Genomic DNA, 13,966 nt, shown 5'->3' on the forward strand with positions numbered 1-13,966 from the left:
GCATCCTGACGCCTGACGCCTGACGCCGGCCGGTGGGCCGGTGGGCGGGGGACGGCGCGGGAGCGGAGCGGCAAGGCGATGGCGGACACGAGCGCCCGGATGTTGCGGCTGCTGTCCCTGCTGCAGACGCACCGATACTGGCCGGGCGGTGAGCTCGCCGAGCGGCTCGAGGTCAGCCCGCGCACGCTGCGCCGCGACGTCGACCGGCTGCGCGAGCTCGGCTACCCGGTCCAGGCCACCCGCGGGGTGGCCGGCGGCTACCAGTTGCGAGCCGGCACGGCCATGCCGCCGCTGCTGCTCGACGACGCCGAGGCCGTCGCCGTCGCGGTGGGGTTGCGCACCGCGGCCGCGGGGGCGGTGGCGGGCGTCGGCGAGACCTCGGTACGGGCCCTGGCCAAAGTCGTCCAGCTCCTGCCGCCGCGGCTGCGCCAGCAGGTCGACGCCCTCGCCGCGTATACCGTCCCCGCACCGTGGGACGGTCCGACGCTCGACGCCGGGCTGCTCACCGCGATCGCGCTGGCCTGCCGGGCCGAGGAGGAGCTGCGGTTCGACTACACGGCCCGGGCCGGGGCGCGCAGCCGGCGCCGCGTCGAACCGCATCGGCTCGTCGCCCTCGGCGGACGCTGGTATCTGCTCGCCTTCGACACCGAACGGGATGACTGGCGCACCTTCCGGGTGGACCGGCTCGCCGAGCCCAGCACCACCGGCCGGCGGTTCCGACCGCGCCAGCCGCCCGGCGGGGATGCGGCGCAGTACGTCCAGCGCGCCGTTTCCGGCGCGGGGGGCCGTCATCGGGTGCTGGTGGTCGTCGCCGCGCCGGCCGCCGAGGTCGCGGGGGTGGTGGGCAGCTGGGGCACCGTGGAGGAGGTGGATGACCGTTCGTGCCGGCTGCGGATGGAGGTCGAGTCGCTCGACTGGCCCGCGATGGTGCTCGGCACCCTCGGCGCGCCGTTCACGATCATCGAGCCGGCCGAGCTGACCGACCGGGTCCGGGCCATGGGCGAGTTGTTCATCCGGTCGGCCCCGCCGGCGACCCCGGCCGAGTAGGACCGGCAGGGCGCGGACCGGCACCCGCATCGGCGGCCCGGCATGGGGCCCGACAGTGCAGGGTCCGACCGTGAGAGGTCCGACAGTGAGAGGCCCGCCAGTCTGCGGCCCGGGCGGAACGAGGGCGCGTCAGGCATCACGACCAGGTCCGACCCCTCGCAGTGACGGTCGGCGTCGGGTCGCCGGCAACCGGTTCGGGCGGCATTACCCTGGGCATGACTGACATCTCTGGCATGCTGGACTTCGCCGCAGGGCGCAGTGCACGACAGGCGATGAACGACAGGCGGTGCACGACAGGCCGTGAGTACCAGGCACGGTGCTGGGCCGCGTCTCGTCGGGCCATCAGGGTTGGCCGGTATCTAGGGGTTGGCCGCCATCAGGAGTGGTCGGTCGGACGGGAGGCCGGCATGGTGGGCAGGCACGGCGATAGGGGCGGCGGCGAGCCGGTGGTGGCGGCTTCCCGGCAGGTGGGGGCCTCCGGGGGTGGCCCGGCGGACCCGGACCCGGATGGTGCGGAGGTCGACGCCGGCGGCGATCGTGCCACGCTGCGTCTCGACGGGCGCTCCGGCGGGGTCCACCGGGTGCGCAAACTGGCAGTCCGGATGCTCGCAGGCTCACGGTGGGAGCCTGTCGTCGACGATGTCCGCCTCGTCCTGAGCGAACTGACGACGAACGCGCTGCTGCACGGGGCCGCCCCGGTCGAGGTGCGGATCCATACCGGCGGGGCGGCGCTGCGGGTGGAGGTCAGCGACACCAGCCAGACGATGCCGCTTCGCCCCCCGGCCGGCGGGGACGGGCTGACCGGGCGGGGCATGGCGCTGGTCGCGGCCTCGGCCACCCGCTGGGGAGTCCAGCCGATGGCCACAGGCAAGATCGTGTGGGCGGAGTTCGCCGGGGATGGCGACGGCGCCGACGGGGTCGCCGGCGCGGGCCGGCCGGTCGCCGCAGCCACCGTCAGCCGGACTCCTCCCCGCCGTACTCCCCCGGCACAGCCGGCACGCACTCCGCCGGCACGCACTGCCCCGGCTCGGACTGCTGCCCCAGCTCAGACTGCTGCCCCGGTTCGGACTGCCTCGGCGGGGGACCAGGCGGTCGGGATCAGGGGCATGAGCGGCCTGCGTGGAGTCGGCACGATTGTCCTGTCCGCGACCGGGCAGCCCACGTCGTCACCGGGGCACCTGGTCCGTCTCGGCGACGTGCCCACCGATCTGCTGCTCGGGGCGAAGCACCACGTCGACGGCCTGGTGCGGGAGTTCGCGCTGGCCGCGGGCGGCGCGGCGTCCGGTGCCAGCGCGGCGGTGCCGGAGCGGCTCGCCGAACTGCTGGGGACGGTCACGACGCGTTTCGCCGGGCCCCGCCAGGCGATCAAACGGCAGGCGCTGGCGGCCGCGTCGGCCGGGCGACCGCGCACCCCGCTGGAGCTGGTCCTCCCGCTGAGCACGGCGGCCGACGCCGAGCAGTACCTGGCGGCGCTGGAGGAGATCGAGGACTACGCGCGCGCCGCCAGGCTGCTCACCGTCGAGTCGCCGCCGCAGCATGTGGCGTTCCGGCGGTGGTACATCGGCTCGCTGGTCGAGCAGCTGCACGCCGCCGAACGCCGCGAGGGCACGGTGACGACCCGCAGCTTCGAGCAGTACCTGCTGGACACCCTCGACGTGGTCGTGGCCTCCCAGCGCATCGCGGAGCGTTCCGCCCGCCTGCAGCGGGTCACCGCCGCCCTGGCCCGGGCGACGACCCCGGAGCAGGTCGCCGCCGCCGTCGTCTCGCAGGGCGCGAAGGCGCTCGGCGCCAGCGGCGGCGTGCTGCTGATCCCGCAGGGTGCCGGGCGGCTGGCCATCCCCGGGTCGGTCGGCTACGGGGAGAGCATGATCGCGGCGTTGCGCGCCGAGCGGCTCGACGACCGGCTGCCGGCGACGGATGCGCTGCGCGGCGGCGAGCCGGTGTGGCTGGAGTCGCGCCGCGAGCGCGATGCCCGCTATCCCGACCTCGCCGAACTTGAACCCACGGCGGTGTCGATGTGCGTGCTGCCCCTGTTCGTCGGGGACCGCACCCTCGGCGCCCTGCGGTTCTCCTTCGACCATTCCCGCCTGTTCGACGACGACGAGCGGGCCTTCGTCCAAGCCCTGGCGACGCAGACCGCGCTGGCGCTGGAACGGGCCCGGCTGTTCACCGTCGAGCGGGATGCCCGGGAACGCACCGCGCTGTTCGCCGCCGCCACCGACCTGTTCACCTCCACCTTGGACACCCGGCGCATCCTGGAGCACCTGGTCAGCCTGCTCGTTCCGTCGCATGCGGGGCGGGCGGCGGCGTGCCGGTTCGACGACGACGGCGGCGTGGAGATCGTCGCCTCCAGCCAGGGCTTCCCCGACGGTGGAGGCATGACGCAGGCGCTGCGCACCGGCCGGCCGGCCCGTTCCCCGGACGGCACGCGGCTGGCCCTGCCGATGGTGCTCGGCGGGCGGCCGGTGGCGGCGGTCGGCCTCGGCGCCGCCGAGGGGCGGGCCTACGAGGACGACGAGCAACGGGTGGTCGCCGAGCTCGTCGACCGGGCGACGGTGGCGATCGGCAACGCCCGCCAGTACGAGCAGGAGCGGCGGACCGCGGTCACGCTGCAACGCAGCCTGCTGCCCCAACGCCTGCCCGAGCTCCCCGGGCTCGCCTTCGCCTGGCGTTATCTGCCCGGTAGCGCCGGGGCGCTGGTGGGCGGCGACTGGTACGACGTGCTGCCCCTCGACGACGGCCGGATCGCGCTGGTCATCGGCGACGTCATGGGTCATGGGATCCACGCGGCGGCGATCATGGGCCAGCTGCGCGCCGCGGTGCGCGCCCACGCGGTCGCCCGGACCAGCCCCGCGGTCGTGCTCGCCCTGCTCGACGCCGCGGCCAACCGGCTTGAGCACGGCCGGATCGCGACGGCGGCGTTCGCGCTGCTCGACCCCGTCGACGGCCAGCTCGTCCTCGCCTCCGCCGGGCACCTACCCCCCCTGCTGATCCCCCCGCGGGGGCCGGCCCACTATCTGCTCGTCGAACCCGGGCCGCCGCTGACCGCCGGCCTGCCGGACTACCCCGAGACGAAGCTGACGGTGGAGCCGGGCAGCACCCTGCTGTTCTTCACCGACGGCCTGGTCGAGGACCGCCGCCGACCGGTCGACGAGGGGATGGAGCTGCTGCGGGCGGGAGTAGCGGCGGGGCCGCACGGCACCCCCGAGCAGGTGTGCGACCGGGCACTGGCTGCGCTCGGCCGCGACGCCGACACCGAGGACGACATCGCCCTGCTCGCCGTCCGCCTGGGCTGACCCCGCCCGTCCCGAACCTCTCCGAACCTCTCCGGATCCAGCTGGATCCAGCTGGATCCGCCTCGACGCGAAGGAGCACCCGTGGCCAACAAGCAGCGCATCTCCACCACCCGCCGGATCTCCGCCCCGACCGGGCAGATCTTCGAGCTCGTCACGGACCCCGCCGGGCACGTCAAGATCGACGGGTCGGGCATGCTGGTCGCCGCCGGGGACGCCCGGCGCGTGACGAGCGTCGGCGACGCCTTCGAGATGGACATGGACCGCGAGCCGCTCGGCGACATTCCGATGGGCAAGTACCGCGTTCGCAACGTCGTCACCCGCATCGAGCCGGACGCCCTGATCGAGTGGACGGTCGGCGGCATCGACCGCCCCCCGATCGGCCACGTCTACGGCTACACCCTCGCGCCGGTCGACGACCACACCACCGACGTCACCTCCTACTGCGACTGGAGCGGCATCTCGGAGAAGTGGAAGGCCCGCGTGAGCTGGCCGGTGGTGCCGCTGACGATGCTGGAGAAGTCGCTGGCCAACCTCGACCGGGTGGTCACCTCCCCCACCACGCACGCCTGAGGGCCGCGCCCCCACCATCACCCGGCGGGTTTTTGCGGCGGGATCGCGCGGCGCCGAACCGGCGCATCATGGGGTAATGGTTGGTGTGCGGATGATCCGCGGTTCCGACGATGCGCGGGCCTGGCTCGGCGGCCACGTCCTGCAGCGCGTCGCCGGTCCGGACGGCCCCCGGCGGCGGGAACAGATCTTCGAGGCCGCGGGTGAGCGCTGGTTCGCCGAGGACCGGCCGATCCGCCGCGTGCACGCGGACGCGGCGATGTTCGTCGGCGGGCTGCGCGCGCTGCTGCTGCAGTCGTTGCACCCGCTGGCCATGGCCGGCGTGGCGGGGCACTCGGACTTTCGGCGCGACCCGTGGGGCCGCCTGCAACGCACCAGCTTCTTTCTCGCGGCGACGACCTTCGGGCCGGCCAAGGAAGCCGAGCGGGCCGTCGCCCGGGTTCGCGGGGTGCACCGGCAGGTCCGCGGGGTGGCACCCGACGGGCGCCCCTACGCCGCTGGCGACCCGCACCTACTGCGCTGGGTACACGTAGCCGAGGTGGACAGTTTCCTCGCCGCGTTCCAGCGCTACGGCGGGGGCGAACCACTCGACGCGGACGACCGCGACGCCTACATCGCCGACGCCGCCGTCGTCGCCGAGAAGCTAGGAGTGATCGACCCGCCGCGCACCGAAGTCGCACTCGCCGAGGCCCTGCACACCTACCGCCCGGAACTCGCCGGCACCGCCGAGGCGCGGGCCGCCGCCCGCTACCTGCTGCTGTGGGCGCCGCTACCCCTCGTGGCGCGGCCCCCTTACGGCGCGCTGGCATCGGCGGCCGTGGGTTTGATGCCCGCCTGGACCCGCTGGCCGCTACGGCTGCCGTACCTGCCCGCGGCGGAGGCGACCGTCGGCCGCCTGGCCGGCCACGGCATCGTCTCGGCCATCCGCTGGGCCACCCGCCCAGCGCCGGCAGCATCCGGAACCGGCCCCGACCGGCGAGAGACCTCGTGACCGCCGGCCGGGAAGCGCCGGCCCGAGGCGACGTTTCGTACCGGTGGCGTCTCCCTTTAAGGTGGCGGTCATGAGTTCGACAGTGCTCTCGCCTCCCGCCGCGTAGGGCGGGCTGCCAGGGAAGGCCAACGCGCCGGGGGATGACACCCGGTGCGCAGGTCGTGCTGCCCGCAGAGGGAATCACACGACCACTTCCTCACGCGGAGAGCGCACAGTGCCGAATACTGTTGTCCACCTGCCCGTCGGGCGCGGCCTGCTGTACCTGGCTGTTGCCGGCGCCACCTGGGGCACCACCGGAGCCGCGGTGGACCTTGTCTGCCGCTCCAGTGATCTGGGGCCGGTGGCCGTGTCCTTCTGGCGCTTCGTCAGTGGCCTGTTTGTGCTGCTCGTAGGCCGAGCGGCGTGGCCGTCCCGTTCGGCGAACCGGGCCCACGTGGCCGTGCAGCCCTGGCGCCGACGGCTGTTCCTGCGGGTGGGGACGGGTTTGGGCCTCGCCGTGTTCCAGACCGCCTATTTCGGGGCGGTCGCGACGACGGGGCTGGCAGTGGGCACGATCGTCACGCTGGGAACTGGGCCGGTACTCACCGCCGTAGGCGCGCGACTTGCGTTGGGTGAGCGGCTGGGACCTGGAATCGTGGCGGTGGCCGTGGCACTTGGCGGCCTGACGGTGCTTGTCTTCGGCAATGGGGGCGCAACGGTGCGTCCGCTGGGTGTCGTACTCGCGCTGCTGTCCGCCGCGGGATACGCCATGGCCACCCTTCTGGCCCGGTGGATCGGGCGCGCGGGTGGCGGCGAGGACCCGTCCATCACGACGGCGTGGGCCTTCGGCATCGGAGCCGTGGCTTTGCTGCCGCTGGCCGCGGCAGAAGGACTCATGCCGCACACCACCGACCTCGGCCGGGTGCTGCTGCTCCTCGCGTACGTGGCCACGGTGCCGACGGCACTGGCCTATCCGCTCTACTTCGCCGGCGCGGCGGTCGTGCGCGCCGCCACCGCGTCAGCGGTCATGCTGATCGAGCCGGTGGGCGCCGCCGTACTCGCGGTCACGCTGCTCGGAGAGCAGCTCTCGGCGGCGACATTGATCGGTACTCTGCTGCTCCTGTCCGCCGTCGTCTGTCTGGTGATGGCCGAGGTCCGCCTCGCAGGTGACGCAGGGTCCTAAACGTCCGGCCCGGTGGGGTGCCCCGCTCGCGTGCGAGGGTCAGTGGCTACCGGCGCTCGAACACCCAGGCGGCGGCCAGCGCGACGCCGACCACGACGCCGACGAGCAGGATCCCACCGAGCACGAAGAATCCGACCGCCTTGATCAGAGCGATCGCGACGGGCAGCGCGGCGACGAGCACGAACACGCCACGGGTGCGCACCGGGGTGTTCGCGACCGCAAAGATTTTACGTGGCCCGCTGATGCGGGAGACGTTGAGCTCGTCGGACACCGACGGCATGAGCCGGATCGTCGTCCAGGTCAGCGCGACGAAGGCGACCGTCAGCACGAGGGCGTAGAGGAATCCGAAGGCACGCCCGAAGGCGTCGAACGACGCCCCGGCGGCGATCACCGTGAGCACCAGCGGGATGTACCACGAGGTGGTGCGGTCCTGACGCGCCTGGCTGGCCAGGCGGCGCGCCTGCGCGAACCGTTCGCCGCGCCGGCCCGATCGCCGGTTTCCACCCGGCGACTCGCCGTAGTACCCGTCCGCCATGAGCCCTCGACTCCCCTCCACGGTGAGGCCGCCATGTCCCGCACCATGCATGGAGACGACACTGCACCCCTCGTTATTTTCCCCCCTGCCGGCGTCCTGCGGCATGTGATTTCCGGGGAAGACCACAATCGAAGGGCCCCGAGGCGGCGCCTGGAAACATCTGGAGGCATCTGGAGGAGAGACGGCTCACGAACGACGTGGCCGTTACCGTTGCGGTATGTGCCGCAACATCACCAAGTTGCGGGGACTCGAGCCGCCCGCGACCGCCGGCGAAGTACAGGCCGCCGCCCGCCAGTTCGTGCGGAAGATCAGTGGCCTGCGGCGCCCGGAGGTACGCGCCCGGGTCACCGGCTAGCCGCTATCGGCGCTGGGTCTCGGCGCGGGAGCGGCGGCGGCGGCTGCCGGAGTCGACGAGCCGGTCCGGTGCCTTACCCGCGAGTGCATCGGCGCGATCGGTGGCCACGCTGTCGGCGATCAGCTCCCTGGTGCGGTCCTGCTCCTGGTCGTCGAGGCCGTGCAACAAGCTGTCGAACATGGTCACGTGCTCACTCCACCTGGTTGGCTCCGCGGCGCGGTGCGCCCTCGCTGTCATCCCTTCCCGCCCTCACGTGCATAAAGCACCGAATTTGCTCCGATCTGATGCTGACGACAAATAGGCCTCTGACCTGCATGTTTGTCCCTCATCCGGGGCAGTGCGGCGGTCGGCGCGGGTGTGCGTGGACGCGGTCGCGGGAACAGACACCTCGCGGGGAGGTGAAGGCGGATGACGGTGCGTACGGCCACGTTGCTCGGGCCGACGGCCGAGGTCCCCACCCCGTCGGCGGTGGTGGTCGAGCTGCTCGCCGTGCTGCGCCGGCACCTGCGCATGGACACGGCCTGGCTCGGCCGGATCGAGGGCGACATGCTCGTCATCCAGGCCATCAGCGGCGACGGCGACTCCTTCCACATCACCCAGGGATCCACTGTGCGGCGGCGCAGGGGCCTGTACGCCGGGGTCCTCAGCGGCCAGCTGCCGACACTCATCCCGGACACCCTCGCCGACCCTCGCACCGCCGATTCGGCCGCCGTGCGCGAGCTGGACATCCGTTCCTACGTCGCCGCGCCGGTCATGACCGGCGATGGCACGATCTACGGTGTACTCGGCTGCCTGGGCCATCGGCCCCACCGCGAGCTGCGCGAGCGGGACGCCCGATTCCTGCTGATGCTCGCGGAGATCCTGTGCGACTCGGTATCCGATCTGCACCGGATATGGCAGGCACGCAGCCAGATCTGGCTCGACGTCAGCCGTCTGATCGACCAGGGCGGCCCGGCGCTCGCCTTCCAGCCGGTGTTCGACCTGGAACAGGCGCGGATCGTCGGCGTGGAGGCGTTGTCCCGGTTCCCGGACCCCTGCCGCAGCACCGCACAGTGGTTCGTGGCGGCCGGCGCCGTCGGGCTGACCGTCGAGCTGGAGCTCGCCGCGGTGCGCCGCGCGCTGGGCGCGCTCCCCCGGATCCCCGCGCACATCGGTCTCGCCATCAACACCTCGGCGACCACCCTGTCCGCCGGCCTGGTTGAAATGATCACCGGGACGGACGCGGAACGCCTCCTGGTGGAGATCACCGAGCACCAGCGGATCGCCGACGCCCCCGAGGTCACCCGCGACCTGGACCGGCTACGCCGGCTCGGGGTCCGGTTCGCCGCCGATGACGTCGGTGCCGGCTACTCCGGGCTGGAGCAGCTCGTCCGGCTACGACCGGAGATCATCAAGATGGACTGCAGCCTGACCCAGGGCATCGACACCGATCCGGCGCGGCGCGCGGTCGCGACGGGACTCGTGCACGTCGCCGAGGAGATCGGCGGCGGCGTGGTCGCCGAGGGCATCGAGACGGCCGGCGAGCTGCTCACCACCCGCGACACCGGCATCCGCTACGGCCAGGGATTCCTGCTCGGCTCCCCCACCCCCGTGCTGCGCGACGCCTGCGTCGCCGCCGACGAATGAACATCCCCGATCGCCCGGCCGGCCTCCAGCGCCGCGGGCGGCGCCGCACGGACGCCCTCCGGTGATCGGGGTTGCGGGAACGACGGCAGGACATCACCCAGGGCAGTGGCTCCGCCACCACCGCCACCACCGCCACCACCGGCGGCGGCGCCACGGGCGAGGTGGGTGGCGCCCGCCGAGATGTACAGGCGGATCAGGCTGGAGCGCCCGCTCGACGGCGGCGCGCCGGCCGACAGCAGGCGGCGGCGCGAGCCGCGGCGCGCCGCGGCGGGCGGGGTGGGTCGCGGCGGGTCGCCACCGCGGCGATGATCCAGCCCGACCAGGTGGATGAGCGCGGGCAGCAGCACCACCCGCAGCAGGAGCGCGTCGAGGATCACCCCCACGGACAGCCCGATGCCGAGCAGCTTCATCATCCGCACCTGCTGCGCCGTGAGCGCCATGAACACCGCGACCATGATCATGCTGATCGTGATGATGACACCGCCGATGTCCGCGTGCCGGCTGCTGATCGCGGCCTGGGGATCCGGGGCGTCGGCGGAGCCACGCAGCCGGCTCAGCAGCGTCAGATGCATGCCGATCGACAGGCCGTACACGATGATGAGGATGAGGCCGAGGATGAACGGTTCGATCGGGCCGGTGCGCACGCCGAGCCCGGAGGCCAGCCATCCGTTGCAGAAGACCGAGGTGATGACGCCCAGGGTCGCCGCGAGGGCGAGCATGCTGGCCGCGGTGATCGCCAGGCTGTGCCGCACCGAGCGCAGGCCGAGCAGAACCGCGACCCCGAGCACGCCCAGCTCCAGGATCAGGAAGGCGGGCAGGACCCGGGCGAAGCGGTCCGACATGTCCTCGAAGATCGCCGTCTGGCCGCCGAGGTAGACCTCCAGGGAGGTGCCCGCGATCGCCGCCGGCACCGTGGTGTCGCGCAGCCGGTGCACGAGGTCGCTGGCCGCCGCCGACCGGGGCGGGTCGTTCGGGAACACCTGGATCAGGGCGCTCGCCGCCTGGGCGTTCTGCAGGACGACGAAGGCCCTGTGCACGCCGCGGGTGCCCTCGAGCGCCGTCAGCAGGTGCGCCACGGCGGCGGGCTGATCGGCGGGCACGCCCGTGGCGACGACGATCATCTGCCCGTTGAGCCCGGGGAAGTACTCCTGGCTGATCAGGTCGAAGGCGCGCCGGCTCGTCGTCGACGTCGGGTCGACGCCGTTGTCGGAGCCACCGAGGCGCAGCCCGACGACCGGCAGCGCCAGGATGGTGAGCAGCGCGACCGCGACACCGGCCAGCGCCTGGGGATGGCGCCCGACGGTCCCCGCCCACCACGACCGCAGCCCCGGCCGCACCGGCAGGCCGGTTCCGGTGGCGAGCAGCTTGTTGCGTTCGGCCCAGACCAGCAGGCCACGCCCGGAGATCGCCAGCATCGCGGGGAGCAGCGTGGCGACGGCGAGGATGCTCACGGCGGCGGCGGTGAACCCGGCCAGGGCCAGGCCGTCGAACACTCTCAACCGCAGCGCGCTGGTGCCGAGCATGACCACGGCGAGCCCGAGGCTGCCCGCCAGCGTCGCCCGGCCGGGATGGCGCATCGCCTCGCGCACCGCGTTCTCGGGCTTGTGCCCCTGCCGCAGGCCGCTCTGCGCACGGTTGACGATGACGAGGGCGGAGCCGAGGCTCAGGCCGAAGGCGAGCACCAACGTCAGCAACAGGGCCAGTTGCATGACGTTCGCCCGATGGGAGAGCAGGGTAACCCCGGCGAGGGCCCCCGCGGTCGTCGCCCCCGCGGCGACGGCGCAGACGGTGACGGCCGCCGGCGACCGCACCGTCAGGCAGAGGATGAGCAGCGCCACGCCGATGCCGACGGCGATCGGCCAGGGTGAGATCGTCCCCTGCACGACCACCGTGGTGGCGGGCCCGGTGATCTCGACCTGGAGATCGGGTCCGTCGTAGTCGCGGGCGGTGGCAATCAGGTTGCGCATCGCGGGGAGGTCGGGAGAGGTCGGCGCGCCCTTCATGAGCACGGAGACGATCGCGGTGTGCCCGTCCGCACTCAGGGGGCTGCCGCCGAGCGGAATGGCGCCGATCGGGCTGTAGGGATCGAACACGCCGCTGACGCCGGGAAGCTTGCCGAGCTGCGCGAGCATCGTGGCGACCCGTGCCCGCACCTCGGGCGCCTGCATGTCACCCGCCCGGGCCCGCACGACGATCATCTCCAGGTCCGGCAGCTTCTTGTCGGGCATGATGTCGGCCACCAGGTCCATCGCCTGCTGCGATTCGGCGCCGGTAACACCGAGATCCTGGCTGAACCGAGCGCCCTTCTCCTGGGAGACGTTCGTCGCGGCGATCAGCCCTATCAGCCACACCGCGACGACCAGCCATCGGTACCGCTGGCACCAGCGGACCAGTAGCGTCACGGCACACTCCTCGGCAGGGGCCGCTATATGGCCCTTTTAGGTTAAATGTCGGTTTCGTATGCGGGGCCAATCTGGCCCAAAGACATGCACGGCGTCAACGTGCAGCGGACCCGCAACAGCGAGATTTGGCACTCCGGTGGGGTGCCGGCTACGTGTCCGCGGGATCACAGCACGTCCGGGGGAATCGCCCGCGCCCAGTCACACGACAGCCACACCCAGAACACCCGGTCGCACGGCAGCACCGCCGCGGGTGGCCGCCAGAGTCCGGGGCCGTGACTGCTGGAGGTTATGTGCAGTCTGGGCGCCGTAGACCGTCATTAAGCTCCTGCACTTCGGCGCCCCAGCCAGGAACCAAGATCGCGATCTGCCGGAAGCCAGGCCGGCGGCGGCCGGCGGCGGCCGGCGGCGGCCGGCGGCGGCGGCGGCGGCGGCGGCCCACGGCGGCGGATTCCACCGCCTGACAATCCGTTACCGTGACGGGAGACCTTCTCCGGTCAATAGTAGGTTGTGTACAGAGCATATTGGCGACAAGCCGTCTCGTCATCGCTTGTTCACCCGTTCTCCCAACACTCTTCCGAATGCTTGGCTGAAATATGTGCGGAAAGCGCCCGCGATCCGCGTGAATTTCGGTCCCGACCCGAAACCCACCACCCGGGCCAGCGGGGCCGGCGTTTTTGTTCGTCAGATGTGTGCCCGCGACGTGTTCGGTCCGGTAGTAGCTGGTCAGCATGTGCGTGGGACTGCCTTTTCGCGGATCAGGCGTGCACGTTGTGTACACGTCGGCGCTCTGGTCCACAAGGAGCGCTGCTGCGACGTCGTGTGCGGCGGGAACCCGGTGGGCCGTCTGCGTCTGGTCGTCGAGCTCCCAGGTCCGGCCGGACGCGACCTGGCCGGGCGCGACCCGCCGGTCGGGCGACCCGGTCGGGCGACCCGGTCGGGCGGCGAACGCGTCCAGATCGGCGCCCCGCCGCTTCGCCTTGTCGTAGCGGTCGGTCCCGAGTCGGCGAAGGGGTGGCCGGGACCGCACCTCGCCTCGGACGGCGGCAGCCTCCCCCCACGCCCGCGGCTGACCGCGCCTCTGGCGCATCAACCATCCCCGGGCCCAGCAGGTCCTCACGCCTGCGGGCAACCATCGGCAGCCGGACCGGGCCTGCCCACCTCGCCGGCTGATCGTTGGATTCTCCAACCCACCACGACTAGGCTCCGCTCCGACGATGTCAGTTGTGTTTTCAAACTTAGCGCGAAGGAACAGAGAGCATGGACGACAGCGCCGCTGCAGCGCGCCGATCCGGGCAACCACCGGCGATCTCCCCCATCTGGGACCGCCCATCCGCCCGCCGGCCCGCCACCATCAGCACTACAGCGGGCACCACCACGACGGGCGGCACCACGACAAGCACCACCACGACAAGCGGCACCGCGACGGGCAGGAAGGCGGGTAGCGGCGCGACGAGCGGCGCGCCGGCTGGGCGGTTCGGGCGGGTGTTCGCGGTGGTGGCGGCCGGGGTCGCCATGTCGAACCTCGACCTGTTCATCGTCAACGTCGCCCTGCCGGACATGGGCCGGCACTTCGACGGGTCGTCGCTGTCATCGCTGTCATGGGTGCTCAACGGGTACGCGGTCGTCTTCGCCGCGCTGCTCGTGCCGGCCGGGAACTTCGCTGACCGGACCAGCCCGCGCCGCGCCTACCTCGTCGGCACCGGGATCTTCGCGCTGGCCTCCGCGCTGTGCGCCGTCGCCCCCACCGTGTGGTTCGTCGTCGCCGCCAGGGTGCTGCAGGCGGCGGGCGCCGCCGTGATGACCCCTTCCTCCCTCGGCCTGCTGCTCGCGGCGGCGCCGCCCGCGCGACGCGGGGCGGCGGTGCGGGCCTGGACGGCGGTGAGCGGGCTGGCGGCCGCGCTCGGACCCGTCGCGGGCGGGTTGCTGACCGAACTCGACTGGCGGTGGGTGTTCCTGGTCAACCTGCCGGTCGCGCTCGCCGTGCT

The 13,966-nt window shown here is 72.6% G+C and carries 11 protein-coding genes and 1 pseudogene; 8 read left to right on the top strand and 4 right to left on the bottom strand.

Features of this window, described 5'->3' with window-relative positions; translation table 11 throughout:
* Nucleotides 1–78: 78 nt before the first annotated feature.
* The 5 genes from NBZ85_RS16785 to NBZ85_RS16805 all read left to right on the top strand — a co-directional run bounded on the left by NBZ85_RS16785 (nt 79) and on the right by NBZ85_RS16805 (nt 7,063).
* Nucleotides 79–1,047 (top strand): helix-turn-helix transcriptional regulator, encoded by a 969-nt coding sequence (locus NBZ85_RS16785; protein ID WP_261562196.1) that lies wholly within the window; start codon nt 79–81, stop codon nt 1,045–1,047.
* 407 nt (nt 1,048–1,454) lie between these two features.
* The gene (locus NBZ85_RS16790; RefSeq protein ID WP_261562197.1) at nt 1,455–4,343 is read left to right on the top strand and encodes a SpoIIE family protein phosphatase; all 2,889 of its coding nucleotides are present in this window, start codon (nt 1,455–1,457) and stop codon (nt 4,341–4,343) included.
* 81 nt (nt 4,344–4,424) lie between these two features.
* A complete protein-coding gene (locus tag NBZ85_RS16795; protein WP_261556635.1) occupies nt 4,425–4,913 on the top strand; it encodes an SRPBCC family protein in 489 nt (162 codons plus the stop codon).
* Nucleotides 4,914–5,004: 91 nt separating this feature from the next.
* Nucleotides 5,005–5,901, top strand: a complete 897-nt coding sequence (locus NBZ85_RS16800; protein ID WP_261562198.1) for an oxygenase MpaB family protein — start codon at nt 5,005–5,007, stop codon at nt 5,899–5,901.
* Nucleotides 5,902–6,115: 214 nt separating this feature from the next.
* On the top strand, nt 6,116–7,063 hold the full coding sequence (locus tag NBZ85_RS16805; protein WP_261556633.1) for a DMT family transporter: 948 nt from the start codon (nt 6,116–6,118) through the stop codon (nt 7,061–7,063).
* A 46-nt stretch (nt 7,064–7,109) separates the two neighbouring features.
* Here the strand turns inward: NBZ85_RS16805 and NBZ85_RS16810 are convergent, their stop codons facing one another.
* Complete coding sequence (locus tag NBZ85_RS16810; protein WP_261556632.1) at nt 7,110–7,598, bottom strand: hypothetical protein; 489 nt, start codon at nt 7,596–7,598, stop codon at nt 7,110–7,112.
* A 217-nt stretch (nt 7,599–7,815) separates the two neighbouring features.
* Between NBZ85_RS16810 and NBZ85_RS16815 the strand changes: the two are divergent.
* A pseudogene (locus NBZ85_RS16815) lies at nt 7,816–7,926 on the top strand (DUF2277 family protein); the annotation flags it as partial.
* 30 nt (nt 7,927–7,956) lie between these two features.
* Here the strand turns inward: NBZ85_RS16815 and NBZ85_RS16820 are convergent.
* On the bottom strand, nt 7,957–8,139 hold the full coding sequence (locus tag NBZ85_RS16820; protein ID WP_261556637.1) for a hypothetical protein: 183 nt from the start codon (nt 8,137–8,139) through the stop codon (nt 7,957–7,959).
* Between the two features lie 222 nt (nt 8,140–8,361).
* Here NBZ85_RS16820 and NBZ85_RS16825 point away from each other — a divergent pair, with 222 nt between their 5' ends.
* Nucleotides 8,362–9,579 (top strand): sensor domain-containing phosphodiesterase, encoded by a 1,218-nt coding sequence (locus tag NBZ85_RS16825; RefSeq protein ID WP_261556631.1) that lies wholly within the window; start codon nt 8,362–8,364, stop codon nt 9,577–9,579.
* Here the strand turns inward: NBZ85_RS16825 and NBZ85_RS16830 are convergent.
* Together NBZ85_RS16830 and NBZ85_RS32705 are read right to left on the bottom strand one after the other, a co-directional pair.
* The gene (locus tag NBZ85_RS16830) at nt 9,507–11,981 is read right to left on the bottom strand and encodes an MMPL family transporter (RefSeq protein WP_261556630.1); all 2,475 of its coding nucleotides are present in this window, start codon (nt 11,979–11,981) and stop codon (nt 9,507–9,509) included. The genes NBZ85_RS16825 and NBZ85_RS16830 overlap by 73 nt on opposite strands.
* A gap of 1,235 nt (nt 11,982–13,216) precedes the next feature.
* Nucleotides 13,217–13,495: a hypothetical protein gene (locus tag NBZ85_RS32705; RefSeq protein WP_261556629.1), complete on the bottom strand. Its 279-nt coding sequence runs from the start codon at nt 13,493–13,495 to the stop codon at nt 13,217–13,219.
* Here NBZ85_RS32705 and NBZ85_RS16840 point away from each other — a divergent pair.
* A partial coding sequence (locus tag NBZ85_RS16840; RefSeq protein ID WP_261562199.1) for an MFS transporter occupies nt 13,476–13,966 on the top strand: 491 nt, incomplete at its 3' end. The two genes, NBZ85_RS32705 and NBZ85_RS16840, sit on opposite strands and share 20 nt — an antisense overlap.

Origin of the sequence: Frankia tisae, from assembly GCF_025403405.1 — a bacterium.
Taxonomy (GTDB): Bacteria; Actinomycetota; Actinomycetes; order Frankiales; family Frankiaceae; genus Frankia; species Frankia tisai.

Excerpts from the sequence above, each read along its gene's own strand:
- NBZ85_RS16785 (WP_261562196.1), top strand. The coding sequence starts at position 79 with ATGGCGGACACGAGCGCCCGGATGTTGCGGCTGCTGTCCCTGCTGCAG.
- NBZ85_RS16810 (WP_261556632.1), bottom strand. The coding sequence starts at position 7,598 with ATGGCGGACGGGTACTACGGCGAGTCGCCGGGTGGAAACCGGCGATCG.
- NBZ85_RS16790 (WP_261562197.1), top strand. The coding sequence starts at position 1,455 with ATGGTGGGCAGGCACGGCGATAGGGGCGGCGGCGAGCCGGTGGTGGCG.
- NBZ85_RS32705 (WP_261556629.1), bottom strand. The coding sequence starts at position 13,495 with ATGGCGACCCCGGCCGCCACCACCGCGAACACCCGCCCGAACCGCCCA.
- NBZ85_RS16800 (WP_261562198.1), top strand. The coding sequence starts at position 5,005 with ATGATCCGCGGTTCCGACGATGCGCGGGCCTGGCTCGGCGGCCACGTC.
- NBZ85_RS16825 (WP_261556631.1), top strand. The coding sequence starts at position 8,362 with ATGACGGTGCGTACGGCCACGTTGCTCGGGCCGACGGCCGAGGTCCCC.